The organism is Nonomuraea sp. NPDC005650 (genome assembly GCF_040605375.1).
Taxonomy (GTDB): Bacteria; Actinomycetota; Actinomycetes; order Streptosporangiales; family Streptosporangiaceae; genus Nonomuraea.
In genome coordinates, this window is sequence record NZ_JBEXCR010000075.1 from 1 (window position 1) to 19,995 (window position 19,995).

The 19,995-nt window shown below is 70.8% G+C and carries 15 protein-coding genes; 3 read left to right on the forward strand and 12 right to left on the reverse strand.

Annotated features, from left to right (window positions below):
- Positions 1 to 1,274: 1,274 nt before the first annotated feature.
- From ABZS69_RS63035 to ABZS69_RS63045, 3 genes are all read left to right on the forward strand, one after another.
- Positions 1,275 to 3,761, forward strand: a complete 2,487-nt coding sequence (locus tag ABZS69_RS63035) for a DNRLRE domain-containing protein (protein ID WP_355393383.1) — start codon at positions 1,275 to 1,277, stop codon at positions 3,759 to 3,761.
- Complete coding sequence (locus ABZS69_RS63040; RefSeq protein WP_355393386.1) at positions 3,758 to 4,234, forward strand: hypothetical protein; 477 nt, start codon at positions 3,758 to 3,760, stop codon at positions 4,232 to 4,234. Before ABZS69_RS63035 ends, ABZS69_RS63040 begins: the two co-directional genes overlap by 4 nt.
- A 659-nt stretch (positions 4,235 to 4,893) precedes the next feature.
- Positions 4,894 to 5,961 (forward strand): tyrosine-type recombinase/integrase, encoded by a 1,068-nt coding sequence (locus ABZS69_RS63045; protein ID WP_355393389.1) that lies wholly within the window; start codon positions 4,894 to 4,896, stop codon positions 5,959 to 5,961.
- Between the two features lie 569 nt (positions 5,962 to 6,530).
- Here ABZS69_RS63045 and ABZS69_RS63050 read toward each other — a convergent pair.
- The 12 genes from ABZS69_RS63050 to ABZS69_RS63105 form a co-directional block, all read right to left on the reverse strand.
- Entirely contained in the window at positions 6,531 to 7,022 is a 492-nt protein-coding gene (locus ABZS69_RS63050; RefSeq protein ID WP_355393392.1) for a hypothetical protein, read from the reverse strand.
- Between the two features lie 95 nt (positions 7,023 to 7,117).
- Positions 7,118 to 7,741, reverse strand: coding sequence for a response regulator transcription factor (locus ABZS69_RS63055; RefSeq protein ID WP_355393395.1), 624 nt, complete (start codon positions 7,739 to 7,741; stop codon positions 7,118 to 7,120).
- Positions 7,738 to 8,868: a histidine kinase gene (locus ABZS69_RS63060; protein WP_355393398.1), complete on the reverse strand. Its 1,131-nt coding sequence runs from the start codon at positions 8,866 to 8,868 to the stop codon at positions 7,738 to 7,740. The genes ABZS69_RS63055 and ABZS69_RS63060 overlap by 4 nt, the downstream gene beginning before the upstream one ends.
- Positions 8,869 to 8,937: 69 nt before the next feature.
- Entirely contained in the window at positions 8,938 to 9,576 is a 639-nt protein-coding gene (locus tag ABZS69_RS63065; RefSeq protein WP_355393401.1) for a response regulator transcription factor, read from the reverse strand.
- A complete protein-coding gene (locus tag ABZS69_RS63070; protein ID WP_355393404.1) occupies positions 9,573 to 10,778 on the reverse strand; it encodes a histidine kinase in 1,206 nt (401 codons plus the stop codon). The genes ABZS69_RS63065 and ABZS69_RS63070 overlap by 4 nt, the downstream gene beginning before the upstream one ends.
- Positions 10,757 to 11,560, reverse strand: a complete 804-nt coding sequence (locus tag ABZS69_RS63075) for an ABC transporter permease (protein ID WP_355393407.1) — start codon at positions 11,558 to 11,560, stop codon at positions 10,757 to 10,759. The genes ABZS69_RS63070 and ABZS69_RS63075 overlap by 22 nt, the downstream gene beginning before the upstream one ends.
- On the reverse strand, positions 11,557 to 12,462 hold the full coding sequence (locus ABZS69_RS63080) for an ABC transporter ATP-binding protein (RefSeq protein ID WP_355393410.1): 906 nt from the start codon (positions 12,460 to 12,462) through the stop codon (positions 11,557 to 11,559). Before ABZS69_RS63080 ends, ABZS69_RS63075 begins: the two co-directional genes overlap by 4 nt.
- An 8-nt stretch (positions 12,463 to 12,470) precedes the next feature.
- The gene (locus ABZS69_RS63085; protein WP_355393413.1) at positions 12,471 to 12,773 is read right to left on the reverse strand and encodes a hypothetical protein; all 303 of its coding nucleotides are present in this window, start codon (positions 12,771 to 12,773) and stop codon (positions 12,471 to 12,473) included.
- Positions 12,774 to 12,839: 66 nt separating this feature from the next.
- Positions 12,840 to 13,154, reverse strand: a complete 315-nt coding sequence (locus tag ABZS69_RS63090; RefSeq protein ID WP_355393415.1) for a hypothetical protein — start codon at positions 13,152 to 13,154, stop codon at positions 12,840 to 12,842.
- Positions 13,154 to 14,539, reverse strand: coding sequence for a SagB family peptide dehydrogenase (locus tag ABZS69_RS63095; RefSeq protein ID WP_355393418.1), 1,386 nt, complete (start codon positions 14,537 to 14,539; stop codon positions 13,154 to 13,156). Before ABZS69_RS63095 ends, ABZS69_RS63090 begins: the two co-directional genes overlap by 1 nt.
- Positions 14,536 to 16,794 carry a TOMM precursor leader peptide-binding protein gene (locus tag ABZS69_RS63100; protein ID WP_355393421.1) on the reverse strand — a complete coding sequence of 753 codons (2,259 nt, stop codon included), beginning with the start codon at positions 16,792 to 16,794 and terminating at the stop codon, positions 14,536 to 14,538. The genes ABZS69_RS63095 and ABZS69_RS63100 overlap by 4 nt, the downstream gene beginning before the upstream one ends.
- Positions 16,795 to 16,808: 14 nt before the next feature.
- Positions 16,809 to 19,994: a type 2 lanthipeptide synthetase LanM gene (locus ABZS69_RS63105; protein ID WP_355393424.1), complete on the reverse strand. Its 3,186-nt coding sequence runs from the start codon at positions 19,992 to 19,994 to the stop codon at positions 16,809 to 16,811.
- Position 19,995 lies beyond the last annotated feature (1 nt).

Here is a 19,995-nt window from a genome sequence, read left to right on the forward strand (position 1 = left end):
CCCTGAACGCCTTCGCCATCACCTTCGAAGGCCGCTTGACCCCGACCATCCGATAACTAATCAAGATCGAGATACACCGTTAGCTGGACACACCCACGTGACGCTCCGTAAAGCGATGCATGAGTACTAACCGGACACATATGGCACGTTCAGCCACACGAACGGTTCCATTGGGCCCCACCAGGTCCTAACCGTTGCCCAAGAAGCGCGTAAGGAGCGCGCAGGATGGACGCTCATGGCAATCGTGGTGCGCCGTTTCGTGTTGAACGCCCCCCGGCGCATGTCGGTCCGAAGCTCAAGGTCACTGGGTTGCCCTTGACGTCGGCGAGCATGACAGGTGTGGCTGCGGTAAGCGCACGGGTTTATGTCGTGCCGATACTTCGCCGAGGCGGCCTTCCCCTTGAAGTCGGTGAACTTACAAGCGAAGTCACACCAGGTCATCTTGGGCTCCTGAGCGTGCCCTTACTTCACAGGCTCGCCCGCGATCAGTTCGAACGCTCCTCCCTCCCGCGCGGCAGTGACGAGGCTGCTACGGCAGTCGTCTGCCTGGGCGCTCGTCTAAAAGATCTTCTTCTATTCCTTCCCGGCGGTGGGACCAGCGGACGCGGTAGGACGTGACCTTGCCCGACGTGTTCTTGCGGACCTTGGTCTTGTAGGAGCGCACGTCGTAGATGGTGTTCTTTATCAGGCGGCCTCCTCTCGGGTGTTGCGCTGGGCTGTCAAGGTCGGTTCGATCGACGCCCACCAGGGGTCGTACAAGTCGCCGCGGTAGGCGCGCTGGAAGCCATGTGATGATCAACGACCGAACCGACGCCCCGATACGGACAGATCATTCCACAACAAGATCAGATGCCCTCTTGCTCCGTCACCCCACACTGTCAATCTCTTTAGCGACCTTTCGCAGGACGATCGTGGTGGATGGAGAGACAGGCACGCCATGCAACGGAAACCCACCACTCGGTCATCAGGCCATGACTCAGTGTGGATCTTGCTGCCCAGTCGTTCGTGATCTACGCTCACTCCGGGTTTTCCAGATTGTCAGGAATTTCATGGAGATGGCGCCTTTGCGTTCTAGACGGTTGTTACGAAGCTCAGCTCTCGCCGCCACAGCGAGTGCGGCCCTCGCCGCCTCGGTCCTCAACCCTTTGCCCGTCCAAGCACAACAAGCCGGTCCGTCGCCTGTTTCCATGGCGGCCGCGACCAAGCAGCCACCCGGCGAGATACTGGGCGCCGCCACAGAGTCCCGGCGAGTGGTCCGTCGGCAAGACGGGCAGGTGATCATCGAAACCTGGTCCAGTCCAGTGCGGCTCAAGCAGAACAGCGGGGCGTGGGCCTGGATTGACACGGGGCTCACCGAGAAGGACGGCGCTCTTCGGCCTAAGCTCGTCAAGGCGCCGCTCGCTTTCACCGCAGGCGGGAAGTCCGAACCGTTCGCCCAGTTGTCGACCGCCGGGGGTCAATCGTTCGCCCTGTCATGGCCGACCCCGCTCCCGCGCCCTCAGGTCTCGGCGAACCGTGCGACGTACGACCTGGGCGACGGTGCCCAGCTTGTGGTCAGCGCCATGGCAGAGGGATTCCGCTACGAGATCGTCCTCCAGCGTCGCCCGGCGAACCCCCTGGACCTCACACTTCCCGTGCAGGTGAAGGGCGCCTCATCCGGCGAGCGGCGAAAGGAACTCGCGGACGCTCAGGGACGAACCGTTCTGCGCGCGACCACGCCCCGCCTGCACATCAAGCCAGGACAGCGTACGACCGCGAAATCAGCCCTCGGCGCGTTCAAGAGCGAGCAGTCCGGCGACAACCTGCGAGTGACGCTGGACGGCGCCAAACTGGACACCAAAGCCTTCCCCGTGACGATCAGCGGCTCGGTCGCGATGCCCGCGAGTGCGGACGTGCACGTCTCCGACGAGGGCGGCGCGGGCGACCCGTCTTCGCCGTTGCTGATGGCCGGCGGCATCTTCGGCATACGTAACCGCGCCCTGCTGCGCTTCGACACCATGGCTCTCACAGGTCAGCGCATCATCGACGCGAAGTTGTCCGTGGTGAACACCGATGGCCCGGGCTGCGGAGAGGCTGGAGACGGCATCCAGGTCCGGCGGATCACCAGCCGCTGGGATCCGTACAACCTCACCTGGTCCAACAAGCCGGCCACGACCACCGAGGGCGCCACGATCGTCACCCAGTCCTACGCCAGCGACTGCGGCAGAGGCACACTCGACTGGCCTGTCAAGGAGATCGCCGCAGCTTGGGCGAGCGGCAGCCCCAACTACGGACTCACGCTGCAGGAGCCGGACGAGGCCAACACCTTCGACAACTTCCGCGAGCTCGCCTCCACCGAGTACGGTGACCCCGGTACCGAGGTGCCGAAGCTGACGGTCGTCACAGAACCGGTCCCGTCACCTCAGGTCCTGTACCCGGCGGGACCCGACGGGGTGGAAGTGTTCACCGCGCCCGCGGACTGGAAGCTGGACACGCTACCGGTCTCCTCCGAGAACGTGCACGCGTTGAACGGCGCTGACGATCGTGCACAGACCAACACCACAACCTTGGCCCCGCCCTACTTCGAACCGGCCAGCGGGCAGGTGGTCGCTCCCGCGACGCTGGCGGGCAAGGACACCGCGAGCCAGGTGCTGAGCGGGATCGCGCTGGACAACGGCGACGCCGATGAAACCCTCGCGATCGGTTTCGAGAGCGAGGATTCGCCAGCGGCCCGGACTTCCGCAGTGGCCACTGCGGAAACCCCGTACACGGTCACTCCCCGGTACGTCGAGGTCGCCAACAGCTACCAGGCGCTGAACACCATCACTGACCAGGTACTCGATCTGGACGCGACGATCCCGGCGGGAACCGCCCTGTTCGCCACGCAGATCTGGCCCGAGCGCAACCTGGTCGTGGTGCAGTCCACCGATGCCTCCCCAGGGCTGCGTAAGGCTCTGGCCGACCGGTACGGCACGTACAACGTCGCCATCTGGCTGCGTTCAGAAAGTGACCGTCCGCACCCGAACGTCCAGACGAAGTCCTCCGCGGCCGCGGACAGCCGGCAAAATGACACGGGAAAGCTCAACGGCGGCTCCAAGTTCGTTCCCTTCAAGGCTGACAACACCCCATCCGGGCCGTGCACGACCGCATTCGCCATGGGGAGCGCAACCGACAACCTCATGGTGAGCGCCGGGCACTGCGCTGACGGAGACGGGCTACTCGCGAGCGCCGGCATCATCAAATGGACGAACTGGCGGGACGGTCAAGGAACCATCAAACTGCCGAACCAGCCGACCTACTACGGCGACGTGTCCCTGATCCAGACGGGATTCGGCCGGGTCACGAGCCCCACCATCTTCATCGGTGGCAGGGACTCATCCGTCAGGGAATGGGTGGGCGGGCGGTTCTCGGTCCGCTCTCGGGAAGGCGACCAGTACTGCGTCGGCGGCGCCAGCACGAATCCCGAATCCAACGGCCAGATCTGCCGCTTCAAGGTCACCGACATCGGCTGGAAGGTCGAGTACGTAGACCCGAAAACCAGGGAATACGTCGGCACGGTGCGGTGGGTTCAGGTCGGCAAGAAGACCGGCAAGTGCCCGGTCGGCGGTGATTCAGGCGCGCCGGTCTACACTTTCCGCCAGAGCGATGGATACGTGGTGGCCAAGGGCGTCTTCAGCGGAGGAGTCGGCGATGACGCGCCTGTCCAGTCCACCTGCGTGACCTACTTCACCGACATCCATGACGTGATGAAGGCCGTCGGCAAGGACATCTACAAGAAATGACTCCCCTGGGCCCGTCCTTCCTGTGGCGCATGTGCTGCCTCCTGGTGTTGGCCGTCGCGATTTCCATGGCGACCTCCATACGCGCGTCTCGGCCGCCTGAACCACCCTTCAACGCGTCGATCGACACGGTCGAGGTGGAAGGACGGGCCCTCATCCTGCACGCGTTCGGTATGAGCCCCACGGAATGCCTCAAGGCCGACGAAGCCGTAGCAGCCGAGTCCGAGACAAGCGTGCGGGTCCGGGTAGTGCTTCGCGACGTCTGCCCGCGACGTGAGCGCACGCTGCTTGAGAAGTGGCGGGACGAATTGTGGCCGCGTTCTTACATCGGTGGTCGCGGCGGGGTCGTTTTTGTGCCCGTCACGCTCGACCGGCCCTTGGGGGGCCGGAAGGTCCTCGACGAGGCGGGCCACGAAATCCGGGTCTGCCCGATCACGGGCTCGCGATTGAAGACCATGCGACAGTGCCTGACGTAGGGCGTGGGCGCCGAATACCCTGTCATGCCATGTGACCTGCTGGTATTCGATTCGCGGATGAGTCCGCCGACTCGGTCACGCAGGAGGATGCGTAACTGTACAAGATGGCGTTCACGATTTCTCGCAGGTCGTGCACAAGCGCTGTCGTACCCGGCCCGCGCCGGGCCGGGTACGGCAGGCCGTCAAGGTCGGTTCGATAAACGCCCACCGGTGTGCGGTGCCATAACTCATCACGCCATCTGATCTGACCTTCTAATCCTCAGCACTCGTGTTCTCACGCCTCCTGTACCTGCGGTGGTCCGGTTCTTCGGCTGGTTGACGCTCCTCACGCGAGGTGAGCTTCCCCCGTACTCCGGACACTTGACCTGAGGTCACCCCTGTCGAATGCGAGCCCTTGCTGGCGCGTCTGTCGTCGCACACCGTGAAGGGTGGAGGTGGGACCGATGGCAAAGACTCGTGTGCAGGTCAGCAAGCGATGCGGTTGTGTGGATGCGGAAACGGGACGTCAGCGAGGAGTGACGTGTCCGCGTCTGCCGGTAGATGACGATCACGGCAGCTGGTATTTCGCGGTGCAGGTACGCGGCCTGGATGGGCAGCGGCAGCGCGTTCGCCAGGGTGGTTACCCTGACCCCGAGGAAGCGGAGGCGGCAGGCCGTGCCTTGGCCGCTGCCGACCGCGACGGTGCCGGATGCACGCTCGGGCAGTGGCTGGCACGCTGGCTGGCCACCAAGGACGCCCTGCGTCCGTCGACCCGGCAGGGCTACGCCACGCACATCCGCCTCTACCTCATCCCCCACCTGGGACGGATCCGGCTGCTCAAGCTCACCTCTCGCGACGTCAACGGACTGCTCGTGGCGCTGGCGTCCCGTCCCTCGCCAACCGGGCGCCGGTTGGCGCCAGCCACCGTGGTGCGGATCCACGCCACCTTGCGGACCGCGCTGAACGCGGCGGTGCGTGCCCGGCTGATCCCGATCAACCCGGCCCACGGAGCCGAGCTGCCCCAGCCTCGGCGACCACATCCGGTGATCTGGACCGCCGGGCGCACGGCCCGCTGGCAGCAGGCAGGAGAGCGTCCGGCGGTAGCGGTCTGGACCGAACAGCAGCTCGCGGCGTTCCTGGCCAGCGTGGTGCAGGACCGCCTGTATGCCGCCTGGTGGCTGGCCGCGCTGCGCGGCCTGCGCCGCGGTGAACTGGCCGGGCTGCGCTGGACGGACGTCGACCTGAACGCCGCGGAGCTGACAGTGGCGCAGCAGCGGGTGCACGCCGACGGCCAAGTCGTGATCGGCCCACCGAAGAGCGCCGCCAGCTGCCGAGCGGTGGCCCTGGACGCGGAGACCGTGCGGGTGCTAAGTCGACATCGGAAGCGCCAGGAGCAGCTGCGTGCGACAGCGGGGGCACGCTGGCGGGACTCGGAGTACGTGTTCACCACTGCGGATGGAGCGCCGCTGCGGCCGGACTATCTCACCGGCCGGTTCCGCCGGCTGGTGGCCGCCTCAGGCTTGCCACCGGTCCGGCTGCACGACCTGCGACACGGCGCCGCCACCCTCGCGCTGGCCGCGCACACCGATCTGAAGGTGGTGCAGGCCATGCTCGGGCACGCCAGCATCGTGCTCACCGCCGACACCTACGTCTCGGTGCTACCAGAGGTGGCCCACCAAGCCGCCAGGGAAACGGCCAGGCTGGTGCTGAAAGCCGCGTCCGCGCTGAGGCGCCCGCTGGGCGGCTGACTCAGCTTTGCCCCACATTTGCCCCATGCCGCCCCAGCGCACGGGCGTGGCCTGAGTTGGCCCAGGTGGAGAAGCGCGCCCTGCAGGATTCGAACCTGCGACCGTCGGATTAGAAGCGGGGAACCCGGCAGCCGGGTGCCCCCATAGAGCTTCGCGACGGTCTCGGCGTCGGCCATAGACCTGCCGGCTGAATGATGGCGGCCGACGTCCCCCCGGCCCAGGCCCTCGGCCGGCGCCTGCTTCGGTTGTGCGCGAGGTGGTCGGTCACGGCCGTGATGTTCGGCACGGTGCCGCGGTGGAAGGTGGCCGGGTCCGACAGCCGCTGGCGCGCTCCCCGCCCGTGCGTCCAGATCCGCCACGACCGCGCTCTGCCGGTCGGCGAGATCCCGTACAGCCTGGGTGATCTGCTCGATCAGCGGCGGCTCGGAGGTCGTGGGCGGCGCCACGAAGCATTCGGCGGGAAAGTCGAGTTCGATGATCTGGGTGCCCTGATAGCTCGTGGCTGGGCACGACGGCGGGATCGTCCTTCCGGGGCGGCCGGCGCGCGGGCCGGCCGCTCCCGGGTCAGGTCACCAGGGTGAGGTGCAGACCGCCCGGCTGCCCGGGACTCCCGCCGGGGCGCCGCAGGCGCGGAAGCGCAGGTTCGGATCGCTCGACGTGCGCGCGGCCGGCGTCTTGACGATCTCGCCGTCCCAGCGCGCCTCGAACGGCCCGCAGTACCCCCACGTCCTGCCGCCGTCGGTGGTCACGTCCAGCGTGACCCAGTCGCCCTTCTTGGCCCCGGAGAGCTGGGCCCAGCCGTGCTGGACGCCCTGGATGTAGCCGGACATGACGTTGAACTGGGGACGCCCGTTGGCGCCGCCCCACCGCACCATCCGTACGGACTGCGGGTTGTTCCCGGTGTAGTGCCACCAGCCGCCGCAGTCGATCGGCCCCGCCGCCGCCCGCGCCGCCGTCGTCCCCGTGCTCGTCGCCGCCCCCGCCGCCGCCGGGGCGGTCATGAGCGCGCCGGTGACGACGGCCGCCGAAACCACGACCAGGCTGAGTCGCCTTCCACGCATGTGTTTTCCCCTCCGTGTGGAATCCGGTCCCCCTTACCCGGACACGTTAGGAAAAGCACCTGTCGTCGCGCTTTCGCCGCACGGTCGCGAAACGGTCAGGCGTGGCGGAGGCCCTCGATCCAGCCTGATTCGGCGGCGATGCGGACGGCGTCGGTCCTGTTGCGGGCGCCGGTCTTGGTGATGGCGCTGGAGATGTAGTTGCGGACCGTCGCGGCCGACAGGTGCAGCTCGGCGGCGATCTCGCCGGTGTTGGCGCCCGAGCCGACCAGGCCCAGCACCGCCGCCTCCCTGTCGGTGAGCGGCGTCGCCGTGGCGCTGATCGCGGCCAGAGCCAGGGAGGCGTCGATCACCCGCTCGCCCTGGGAGACCCGGCGGATGCTCTCGGCCAGCCGCTCCGTGGGGGCGTCCTTGAGCAGGAATCCGCTCGCTCCCGCTTCCATCGCCCGCTTCAGCAGCGCGGCGCTGGCCAGGCCGGTGAGGATGAGCACGCGGCAGTCCGGCAGGGCCGGCCTGAGCCGGCGGGTGGCCTCGACGCCGTCGACGCCCGGCATCTCGATGTCGATGACGGCCACGTCCGGGCTGCAGGCGAGGGCGCGCGGGACGACCTTGTCACCGCGGTCGGCCTCGGCCACGACCTCGATGTCGCCCGTGAGGTTCAGCAGGGCTGTCAGGGCGCCCCTGACGACGCCGTGGTCCTCTGCGAGCAGGACGCGAATCACCGGTGACCACTCTCCCGATCGTGTACGGCGGGCAGGCACACCCGCAATTGAAACACGCCTTCCCCGGTGGCGCCCGCCTCCAGGGATCCACCCAGTTTCTCCACCCGCCGGCGCAGCCCGGCGAGCCCCGAACCGGGTTGATGGCCCGTCTCGCGGCGAGCCCCGTCGTTGCGCACCAGCAGCCGGACGCTTCCGTCGACCTCGTCCAGCTCGATCAGGCAGTGGCGGGCGTCGCTGTGCCTGACGATGTTCGTGGCCGCCTCGCGTACCATCCAGCCGAGCACGTCGCCGGTGCCCTTGTCGATCTCCTTGAAGCCCAGGCGCAGGTCACAGCTCGCGCCGGTGAGCTCGATCAGCGCGGCGGCCGCCGACAGCTCCGCGCCCAGGTCGAGCGAGCGTTTGGCCTCCACGACGTCGCCGATCTCCGCGCGCGCCTCACCGGCGATGGCGATCGTCCCCTCCAGCTCGGCGGCGGTCTGCCTCCGGTCCACGTCGACCAGGGCCAGGGCCAGCTCGGTCTTCAGGGTGATCGACGCCAGCGTCTGGCCGAGCAGGTCGTGCAACTGTCCCGCCAGGCGCAGCCGGTCCTGGTCCACGGCCATCTCGGCCAGCGCGACCCGCAGCTCGCGCAGCTCGCGGACGAACCTCGCGTAGTGCACGATGCCCGCGGCGACCACCGAGGCGACCAGCACTCCGGTGCTCCTCTGCACCGCGGAGGCGGCCGCGGGGGCCCATTCCACGAGTGTCAGCGGGTACTCGGCGGCGGCCACCACCAGAAGCACGACGAGGCCGTACCGGAAGGGCAGCAGGAGCAGCCCGGCGGTGGCGACGACGAGCGGCGTGTAGATCCACACCGATCCCTGGAACGGGATCGCCCCGTAGACGACGACGGCGAACAGCAGGAAGGTCCGCGCCCGGTGGGGCCCCTGGCTCGTGCCCGCGATGTGCCGGGCGACGATCCTGGCGTACACCACGAGCAGCCCGCCGAGCAGCACGAGCGCCAGCAGGGCCCGGGCCGGATCGCCGTCGAGCAGGAAGGCGAGCGGGGTGAGCCCCCACAGCGCCCCGGTGACCGCGACGACGGCCGCGGTCAACCACCTGACCTGCGTTTCGCTGTCCTGGGCCACAGGCGGGCTCCCACGTGTCTGGGTGCATCATGATTTCGTACTGATCGTGACGCCTTCCTGGCCCGCGAATCAACTCCCTGCGGCCACCGGTCCCTCGTTCAGCCACCCGTTGGCCCGCGCGATGCGCACGGCGTCCTCGTCGCTGCGGGCGCCCGTCTTCAGGCGGGCGGCGGCGAGGTAGTTCCTGATCGTGTGGATCGACAGCCCCAGGGCGCTGCGCAGGTCGCTGCCCCGCCCGCCGGCCGCGACCGCCGACAGCACGGCGATCTCCCGCGCGGTCAGCGGATTGGTGTCGATCTCCTGCTCGCCGCCGTCGGCGGCCACGTCGAAGTCGATGTAACGTTCACCCCTGGCCACCACCCGGATGGCGTCGGTGAGCCGGTGGGCGGGCGCGTCCTTGACCAGGAAGCCCCGCACCCCCGCGGCCATGGCCCGCTCGAAGTTGCCGGGCGTGCCGACGCTGGTGAGGATGAGCACCGGGGGCGGCTGTTCCAGCTCCTTGATCAGGCCCGCCGCCTCCAGGCCGTCGATGCCCGGCAGCCCGATGTCCAGCAGCGCCACGTCCGGCTTGGAGCCGACGACGGCGGGCACGATCTCGTCGCCCCTGGACACCTCCTCGACCACGCGGATGTCCCGCTCCTCCGACAGCAGGGCGATCAGAGCACCTCTGATGAGGTCGTGGTCCTCCGCGATCAGAACTTTGATCATCTCCGGTCTCCTGTTGCAGAGGTGAGTGTGGCCGCCAGGAGGCGGCCGGGAACGTCCAGAGACAGCGTGAACCAGCCGTCTTCGGTGTGCCGCCCGCAGCTCCCGTCCACCTGGGCGAGCCGCTCGTCGAGCCCGGCCAGGCCGCTCCCGCCCACGGTCGCCTCGGCAGTCGCCGCCGTCCCGGCCGCGCCGGCGGCGATGGCGCCGCCGTCCGGGCGTACGCCGTCGTTGGCGACGGTCACCGTGACGCGGTCGCCCTGGGTCTCGACCCCGACCAGGCAGACCGTGGCGTCGCTGTGGCGCAGCAGGTTGGTGGCCGCCTCGCGCACCGCCCAGGCCAGCGCCACGCGGACCTCCGGCGGCAGCGAGGGCGGCAGCTCGGCGAAGTCGCACCGGACGCCGGCGGTCTCCAGCACCCGGCGCACCCCGCTCAGCTCCCTCTCCAGCGACATCTCGCGGTAGCCCTTGACCACCGCCCGCACGTCGTGCAGCGAGCGGCTGGCGATGTCGTGGATCTCCGTCAGCTCACGGCGCAGCCGCCCGATCTCCTCGGGCGGGATCCGCGTGCCCAGCTCGGTCCGCATGGCGATGACCGAGAGGTTGTGCCCCAGCACGTCGTGCAGCTCGCGGGCGAACCTGAGCCGTTCCTCGGTGATGGCGAGCTTGGCGGCCTCCTCGCGGGTGCGCTGCAGCTCGGCGAGCAGGGTCGCGAAGATGGTCAGGCCCGCGAGCGCGCCGGCCGTGAGCAGGTTCTGCAGGGAGCCGAAGAGCACCCAGCTCAGGTCCTGCGAGGCCGGCAGGAACAGGCCGGCGGCCAGCGAGGCGAAGAACCCCGCCGCCGCCCACCGGCCCCGCAGCGTGACCGCGAACGCGAGCGGAAGCATGAACCCGACGCTCAGCCAGGTGGGCCCGGCGGCGAACGGCACGGCGAGGGCCAGCGCGCACATCACGCCCAGCACCGCGAGATCCCACCGCGAACCCCGGTCGAGCACGGCCCGCACCGCCAGCCACAGGTAGCAGCCGGTGAGGCCGATGATGAGGACGACCGCGGTCACGACCCTGACGGTGGAGTAGGCGCCGAGCGCCTCCGCGAGCGGCACGGCGGCGAAGGCCGCCATGCCGACGAGGAAGACCCCGGCCGTGGCGCGGGCCAGCCGTACGGTGCCCGGCCCGACGCCCCTCAGCCTCTGTGAGGCTCCCACTTGAACCACCTTCTCGCGGCGAGCAACGACAGCACGAGCCAGGCGGCCAGGACGAGCCATCCCGGCCACATGACCAGGAAGCCCTCCAGGATCCCCACCTGGGGGGGTACGCCGGCCCCGGCGTGTCCCACGTAGTCCCGCCCGAGATAGGCGGTGCTGACCCCCTCGGCCACGCGCCCGAACGGGAGGAGGGAGGACACGATCCGCAACCAGTCGGGGAACGCCGAGACGGGATAGGCGAACCCGGACAGGCCGATCGCGAGCAGCAGGAACGGCAGGCTCACCACGACCGTGGAGCCCTGCGCGGGAATCCTGCCGCTCACCGCGACGGCCATCGCGGCGAACACGGCGAGCCCGAGGAGCACCGTGACCACCAGCAGGGCGGGATTGGCCGGCAGCCCGACACCGTGCACGGTCCTGGCCAGGCCGACGATCAGCACGAGCTGCAGCAGGCCGACCGTCAGCACGGTGAGGATCTCCCCGCCGAAGATGGCCAGGTCGGGCAGCTCGGTGCCGCGCAGCCGCTTGAGTATCAGCAGTTGCCGCCGCACCACGAAGGACTCCACCAGGGTCATGAAGCCCAGGTTGGCGATGCCCATCACGATGACGCCGGTCATGATGGCGACGTCGACCGGCGCCCCGTCCCTGGTCCCGCCCGGGAGCATCAGCGGCATCAGCCCGCCGAACAGTACGGGGAAGAACAGGGCCATGCCGACCGACACCGGCGTGCGCCAGAACAGCGTCTGGGTCAGCCGGAAGTGCGCGAGCGTGTAGGCGGTCACGTCCTGACCTCCTGCCCGCGCGCGCCGGCGATGTCGAGGAAGACCTCTTCGAGCGTCGCCTGGCGGACGTCCAGACCGCTGAGCCGCACGCCGCGCGCGTGCGCCCACCCGAGCACGGAGTGCGCCACCGACTCGGGCTCGGCGGTGACGATCACGCACCGCCGCCCGGTCACGGTGAGCGCGTCCCGCTCGCCCACCGGCAGCCCGTCGAGGGCGGTGTCGTCGGGCAGCTCGAAGGCGACCCGGCCGGAGCCGCGGCCCAGCACCTCCGACATCGTGCCCTGGGTGACGATGCCGCCCTTGTCCATGATGGCCACGCGGCCGGCGAGCTCCTGGGCCTCCTCCAGGTAGTGCGTGGTGAGCAGCACCGTCATCCCGTCGGCCGCGAGGTCCCTGACCAGGTCCCGGACCCGGTGACGGGCCTCGGGGTCGAGTCCCGTCGTCGGTTCGTCGAGGAACAGCAGGTCGGGGCGGCCGAGCGTGGCCAGCGCGATGTCGAGCTTGCGCCGCTCGCCGCCGGACATCCGCTTGACCCGCGTCCTGGCCTGGCCGGACAGCCCCACCAGCTCCAGAGCCTCGGCCACGGGTCTGGCGCCGGTGGTGAACCTGCTCCAGGCGGTCACCGTCTCGGCCGCCGACAGGTCGCCGAACAGGCCGGACTCCTGCAGCACCAGGCCGATCCTGGACCGCGGGGCGGCGGGTCCCGCCGGGTCCGCGCCGAACACCCGTGCCGTGCCCTCGGAGGGCCTGAGGTAGCCCTCCAGGATCTCGATCGTGGTGGTCTTGCCCGCGCCGTTCGTGCCGAGGAGGGCGAACACCTCCCCCTCGCGTACGTCGAAGGAGACGCCGTCCACGGCCGTGAACTCCCCGTAGCGTTTACGAAGTCCCGAGACCTCGATCACCGGCTCGCTCACTGCGGGTCGCCGAAGCAGGTGCACAGGGCGGTGCTGACCGAGCTGGCCGTGCCGTCCGTCGTGAACGCCGCGGAGCCGGCGGCCGACTCCAGCTCGGTGATGTCGAACTCGCCCTCCGGCCTGGGCGGCAGCGGCGGCGTCGGCACCCCCTCCGGGTAGGCGATGCCGTACTGGCCCAGCAGGGCCCTGGGGTCGCCGTCGTAGCGGCCCTTCAGCCCGCCGTCCTCCCACGCCGACGCCACCAGCCTGGCGAACTTCCTGCGGTCCTCGTCACCGAAGACGTAGACGCTCTCGGCCATCAGCGGCCTCCTTTCGGTATGGCAGGCCCGTCGCCTGCCGGATTCCGGACACGGGCGCGATCGGGGTCAGGTCGGGTCGCCGACCGTGGAGGGGACGCTCGGCCCGGTCATGGAGGTGAGCGTGAGAACGGTGCTGACCGAGCTGGGCGCGGACGAGCCGGCGGCCGACTCCAGGTCGGTGATGTCGAACTCGCCCTCCGGCTTGGGCGGCAGCGGCGGCGTCGGCACCCCCTCCGGGTAGGCGATGCCGTACTGGCTCAGCAGGCCCCTGGGGTCGCTCTCGTAGCGGCCGCGCAGCTCGGCGTCCTCCCACGCCGACGCCACCAGCCTGGCGAACTTCTTGCGGTCCTCGTCCCCGAGGATGTAGATGCTTTCGGCCATCACCGGCCTCCTTCTCTGTTCGAATCGGACCCGGCGGGGGTGCCGCCGATGAGAAAGTCCCCGACCGATGACTCGGTGGCCCAGTCGAGGCCGAAGGTGCGGGCGGCCAGGTCGGCGTCTCCGCTGCCGAGGCCGCAGGGCGCCATGCCCATCGCGGTGGCCACCAGGTAGAAGGTCTGATAGAGCGCGCCGACGGTCTTCAACGTGGCGGCGTAGGCGATCGAGGAGTACTTCCACGACATGCGCTGGAAGCGCGAGGTGATCGTGATCAGCACGTCAGGACTGGCCGTCCCACCCGTGGCCAGGCTCGCCGCGGCCAGCATCGCCCGCGTGTCCTCGGCCCTGGCGGGCAGCGTGACGAGCCTGTGGCCGAGCGGGTCGTAGTAGTAGGCGCCGCTGTCCAGGCCCTCGCATCGGGCGACGGTCAGGTACAGCTCCAGTTCGTAGACGGCGCCGCCGCCCGGGTAGGGCCTGCTGCTGGCCTCGTAGGGCATGCCGGGCGCCGGTCCGAAGACGCGCCTGACCCTGGCGGCCCGGTAGAGCAGCTCGCCGAGCTGCCGGACCGTCGGCGCGCCGGCGTACTGGCGCACCGATCTGCGCGACTCCAGCACGGTGGTGAACGGCGGATCGGCCGCGGCGGCCTCCTCCAAGGAGGGCGCGTACAGCTCCACGGCGGCGGCCTCGGGAGGCTGCTTGATCACCGGGGGCGGCGGCGTCTCGTCCAGGAAGCGGAAGGTCGCGCCGAACGGCTGGTCGTGCCGCCCCGACCTGCTCCTGGCGTGGAAGAGCAGGTCGTGGAAGTCCCAGGAGCGCAGCGCGGGGTCGCGTTCCTCGGCGTCGCCGGCGAACGCCATGCCGGCGGCGACGAGGTGGCCGATCGCCTCGGGCGCCTCCTTCACCATGACCGGGCGGCCGAGCGCCGCGAGCAGCGGCATGGCGTCCTCGGTGAGCGTGACGCGGTGCCGGGACAGCGGGGACTCCAGGACGAGTCCCTGTTCCGCCCTGCGGACGAGCGCGAACCTCGACAGGCGTACGGTGTCGCCGGGGGCCAGGGCGGGCGGCAGGAACCGGGCGTCGCGGGCGATGGGCACCACCCGCAGTAGCGGCTCGACCGCGTGGACGAGGACCGGGCGCAGCCGCGACAGCGTCAGGTACAGCAGGGCAGCGTCGTGGCTGGTGCCGCCCGCCGCGAGGAGCCGCTCGGCCAGGTCGTCCTGGCCCGCCAGCGTCCCGGGCAGCTCGCGCAGCAGCGACTCGACGGCCTGCGGCAGGCCGCGCAGGGCGACCGTGCCGAAGGGTTGCGCGATGGTCAGCACGCCGTCCGCGGAGTCGACGACGGCGTCCTCGCGCAGGCCCACCATGGGTAAGGGCGCTGGAGCGGTCACAGGAACATCGTGATGGGGTTCATCTGCTCCTCCGGGGTGGGCTCGGCGAGCCAGCCGAGCTGTACGGGCACGTCGTAGAGGCGGCCGGGGGCCAGCCGCCGCCAGAAGTGGCGCAGGCCGGGCACGATGACCTTGACGACCGGCAGGCCGATGTCGGGCCTGGTCTGGTCGAGCACGAGCATCTCCATCCCGCGCTCCTCGACCAGCGCGCGGGCCGCCTCGACGTCGTCGAGCAGGTCGGCGGTGGCCGGCCGGGAGTAGGCGGACGCGGGCACGGCGGTCGCGGTGGGCGCGAGGTAGGGGTGGTCCGCGATGCGCGCGTTGGTCCACCAGTTGACCTGGTCGGGCTCGGGGAACCGGTAGCGGGTGACGCCGTCCGGGCCGACGTCGATGACCGCGGGGATGAACTGGTTGAGCTCGGCCAGGGCGCGCTGGACGGCGATGCGCACGTCGAAGTGGGCGCCGAAGGCCATGAGGATGTCCTCGCTCGGCCCGTCGACCCGGCGGCTGACCGCGGCGGCCACCGGGACGCCGAGGTCGTTGGTGAGGTCGAGCACGTGCAGATCGCGGCCGAGACCGGCGTAGACCTCCTGGAACTCGGAGATCCACGGGTCGGCGAAGGTGCCGAGGTCGAAGGCGGGCCGGCGCAGGCGGTTGTACCACCACACGGCCACCGCGTCCCGCTCGACGAGCTCCATGAAGCCCTGCAGGACGGCGTCCTCCAGGGAGGAGCCGGCGGCGTTGCCGTTGGAGTCGGCCCAGGTGTAGAGCGGGCCGGTGGAGCGGGAGTCGTTGTAGTAGTAGTACAGGTAGCCGGTGGGCAGGTACTTGTGCCGCCGCTCGGTCAGCGACCACACGGGCGTCCATTCGATTGCGGCGTCCTCGTCGAGGGGGGCGCTGACGAAGGAGTAGCTGTTGGTGGCGCGGAGCTCCCCGCGGGTGCGGTACTGGGTGTCGCTGTAGAGCGAGCAGGCGTTCGGGTGGACGGCGTCCGCGCCGAGCTCCCGCAGGCTCGCCTTGCGCCTGGCCTCGTCGCCCTGGAAGATGCCCGAGTAGCGTTCCATCGCCTCGCACATGGCGCTGACCTTTGCCTGCAGGTCGGTCATGCCCTTGCCGGCGCTCTGGGTCCGCAGTCCCTTGCGCAGCGAGGCGAGGTCGCGGGTCTCCCGGGAGAAGTTGTGGCCGGCCACGTACGCCTTGACGAACGGCGTCCTGGTGTCCATCCGGGTGAGTTCGCGGATGACGCCGGTGACCGGGCTGACCAGGTGGGCGTACCGCTCGGCGGTGTCCTCCGGGTGCCGGGAACGGTGGCCGCCGTCGGCGGTGAAGGTCTTGGGCCGCGAGCCCAGCTCGACCGGTGACTGCGCGGCCGCGGCCATCAGGCCGGCGTCGCCGCATTCGGGGCATTGCGGCCGGCGTCGCAGCTCGTGGCGGGTCGCGCCGAGCTGCATGGTGTCGAACGTGATCAGATCCCGCTGCTGCGGGGTCCGCACCCCGGCCAGCCACTTCGCCGCCTCGGCCGCGACGAGCCGCACGCCCGCGCCGCGGGTCAGCGACAGGTCGGCGGCGGGCAGGGCCAGCGGCCGGCCGGCCCGCAACCTGTCCTCCACGTACGTCAGCGACTGCCTGTGCCCTTCCATCCGCTGGGACATGCATCGCCAGCAGCCGCCGTCGCCCTCCCCCGGCTGGAAGACGGGGCCCAGCCAGAGGACGGGGCCGGTCGTACGGGCCAGCAGCCACGGCCGTCGCTCCGCCATGTGCCGCCGGTTGATCTCGGCCAGCTCGCCGCGCAGGTAGTCGTCGGTCAGCACGACGCTCAGCGGCGCGTCCTCCCCGGGGCCGGTCACCTCCACCCCCTCGGCGGCCAGCAGGTCCCGCAGCTCCTCGGCGGGCACGTCCCCGACGGTGAGCAGTTCGGCCCGCCCGCCGCGCACCGCGGCGACGGCCTCCTGCGCCTCGAGCCCCGCCATCTCCCAGTAGGCGGCCGTCCGCCGCTCCAGGTCCTCGGTGACGTCGACCAGCAGATCGCGCTGCCTGAGCGTGTGGAGCACGTAGTAGACGTTCTCCGGCGGGACGTCCGGCTCCACCGCGACCAGGATGTCGTTGACGGTGTGCTTGCCGTCGAGCAGGCCGGCCACCGCCTCGATCGACCGGCCGGTGAGCACGTGCGTGTCGCGCTCGGTGATCAGGAAGACCCCGTCTCCCTCGATGACCTCGACCCTGAAGTGGCGGCGGAAAGATGGTCGGGCGTCCATGGCGTTCCTTTCGGTCAGTGGACAAGGCGCAGCGAGGCGACCTGGTCGTCGGCGAGCCGGAGGAGGGTGAGCCCCGCCGCGGCGAGCCCGTCGGTGGCGGACAGGGACAGCCGGTCGGCGCGCCGCCGGTCGGCGAACCAGCGGCCCGTGTGGTCGCGGCGGCGCAGCAGTTCGGCGGCCAGCTCGCGGGCGGAGCGCTCCAGCGCCCCGTCGCCGGTCAGGCGGGCGGTGTGCAGCGCCACCTCGGTGTCCACGACGAGCCGCGCGCAGGAACGCCCCGCGTCGGGCGCGCAGTACCTGGCCACGCGCTCCCGCAGATCGCCGGGCACCTCGCCGGTGAGCAGGTGGGCGGTGGCGACGGCGGCGAGCAGGGAGCCGGGCGTGTCGAGGGCGAACCGGTGCGCCAGCAGTGGCGCGGCGGCGGAAGCGCCGGTCTCCCCCAGCGCGCGGGCGCTGACCGCCAGCCCCCACACCAGCCCGTCCATCCCGGTGGGCACCCCGTCGAGCGCGGGCACACCCGGCGGGTACGGCGACCGGGCCGCGCGGCCGTCGGCCAGCTCGGCCAGCAGTTCCACGTGCAGCCGCGCGGCCAGCGCCTCGGCCGCGGGGACCGCCACCGGGGAGGCCTCGCGCAGCTTGTGCAGGGCGAGCAGCAGCCCGGCCCGGCCCAGCACGGGTTCCGCGCAGGTCGGCAGGGACAGCTGGCCCTCGGCGAGCGGCACCAGCGCGGCCGCCCGCTCCACGAGCCTGGTGTCGGCCAGCGTGGCGCCGCAGCGGCTCAGCGCGTAGATGGCCGAGCCGAGCCCCACGAACGCCCCGACGGGCGCGAGTGTCCCGCACATCCTGCGGTAGACGCCCGACTGCGTGGACAGCGTCGCGAACTCGGCCGCGGCGTCCAGTGCGTCCTGCGCCGCCGTCCAGTGGCCGGGGGCGCCGGTGTTGGCGTACAGCTCGGCGAGGAAGACGGCGAGCCCGGCGGTGCCGGTGAGCAGGTCGCCTTGAAGGGGTTCGATCTGGTCCAGGCCGTGCGCGGGATAGGTGACCACGCCGATCCAGCCGGACCGCTCGCCGACGGGGCCGCCCATGGGGCTGCCGAGCGGGACGGCGCTGGCGAGCACCTGGTCGGCGAGCTCGCCGGCGCGGGCCAGCAGCACCTCGGCCTCGGGCTCCTCCCGGCGGCCCGACAGGTCGTAGACGTACTGGCCGATCTCGCGCACCGTGCGGGGCCGGGGCCCGGGGCCGGGGAACAGGGTGGGCAGTTGCCCCGCGCCGGTGAAGTCCAGGCAGGTCTCCAGCACGGCGAGCTGCTCGTCCACCGGGAACCCCGCCAGGTCGGCGAGGCGGTCCTGAAGCCGCTGCCAGGCCGTGCCGGAGAAGTGCCCGGGGATCTCGACGCCGTCGGGGGTGAACACCGAGTCCGATCCGGGCCTGGAGACGAACAGGGGGACGTCCATCCGGCGGAACGCGTCGATCTCCTGCTCGACGATCTCCAGGATGTCCTCACGCCCAGGGTCGCGCCGCAGCGTCTCGCGGGCGCTGCGGAACAGGTGGGCGAGGGTGACCTCCCTGGCCATCCCGTCGATCAGCGCCCCCGGGCTCAGGCTCATGCCGAGCAGCTCGACGCAGTCCCAGGTGCTGCGCCAGATGTAGCGGACCGGCGCGTCCTCCAGCAGCGCGAGCGGCCCGCGGGCGTCGGCCAGCAGCTCCCGGTTGCTCGCCAGGCAGTCCTGCATCTGCCGGTAGCCGTCGGCCACCTCGTCGGCGTAGCGGCTCGGGTCGGCCAGCTCGCCCGCGCCCCACGTGGGCCGGTACGGCGGCGCCTCCCAGCCGAGCGGATACCACTTGGGGTTCTGCGCGACCTGCTCCTGCAGCCCGGCCATGCAGCCGATGTCGTGCGCCTGGACGCCGCCCGCGATCACCCGGGGAAAGCTGATGACGGCGGTCTTGACCACCGTCTCCTCGACCCTCCCCCACAGGGACTGGATGCGGTCGCCGATGAGGGCGGGCTTGCTGATGCGGGCCTGCAGGACGTTCTCCAGGTCGATGAAGACCGGCGTGTCGCCCTTGGCGACCAGGTTGTCGGCCCACAGGTCGCGGCACTCCAGGAACTGGGCGAGCCTGGCCAGCATGCCCAGGCGCGTGTAGTAGCGCCGTACGCTGTCCTCGTCGGTGGCGGGCTCGGCGGTGACGTACTCCTCCCAGCCGTAGCCGTCGCGCAGGATCACCGCGCGGGTGTGCAGGGCCAGCGGCAGCCCATGGTTGTTCAGCAGGGTGCACACGTCCATCAGCCCGACCACCGAGCGCAGGTCCTTCGGCTTGTAGACGACCCGCTCGCCCGAGGCGAAGGTGAGCAGTGTGACCACCCGGCCGTGGTTGTGCGGGTCCCCCGAGTCGCCGGAGTACCCGGTGACCGGCCCCGGGGCGGTCCAGCCCCACAGCGTCCTGCGCAGCTCCGGCAGGTCGGCGTTCAACCGGTCGAACAGCTCGTGGACGACGCGCCGCCACTGCAGGCAGGCCATGCCCATGACGTAGGCCAGGCCCGGGAGCGTCTCCAGCCGGTCGAGCCAGCCGGACTGGCTGACGTCCAGGCCGGGGCTCTGCAGCCAGGCGGACACGTCGTTGGCGGTGCCGGCCAGCTGCGCCTCGAACGCGAAGCCGGAGAAGCAGACCTGCGTCAGGCGCTCGATCAGCTGGCCCGCGATGTCCTCGCACGCCTCGGGCGTGACGGGGACTCCGCGTACGGTCCCGTCCTTCATGTCCACCAGCCGGTTGACGGCGCGCCTGAACGCCACGAACGGGGAGCCCGGCCGCCCGGTCGCGGGGTCGGCTGCGGCCGTGGGCGGCTGGGCGAGCAGGAAGTCCACCAGGGCGTAGCCCCAGTCGGGCAGCCTGCGCGGGTCGGCGAGCCGGACGTCGACGAGCCCGGCGCCGAGGTCGCGGCCGGAGCGCCTGCGGTGGTGCAGCAGCGCCCGCTTGGCGTCCTCGTCGTCGCCGACGGCGGCCTTCAGCCAGCGTTTGGTGCGCTCGGACGCCTGGCGCGGGCTGCGCCCCGCCACGGGGACGAAGTACTCTCCCGACACGCGCTCGGGGAAGGGCGCGGCCGCGGCGAGCACGGCTATCAGCCGTTCGTCCCCGCCCGGAACCGCGAGCAGGCCCTCGCCTCTCGCTTCGGCGTATCCGGGGTGAACCGAGACCGTCATC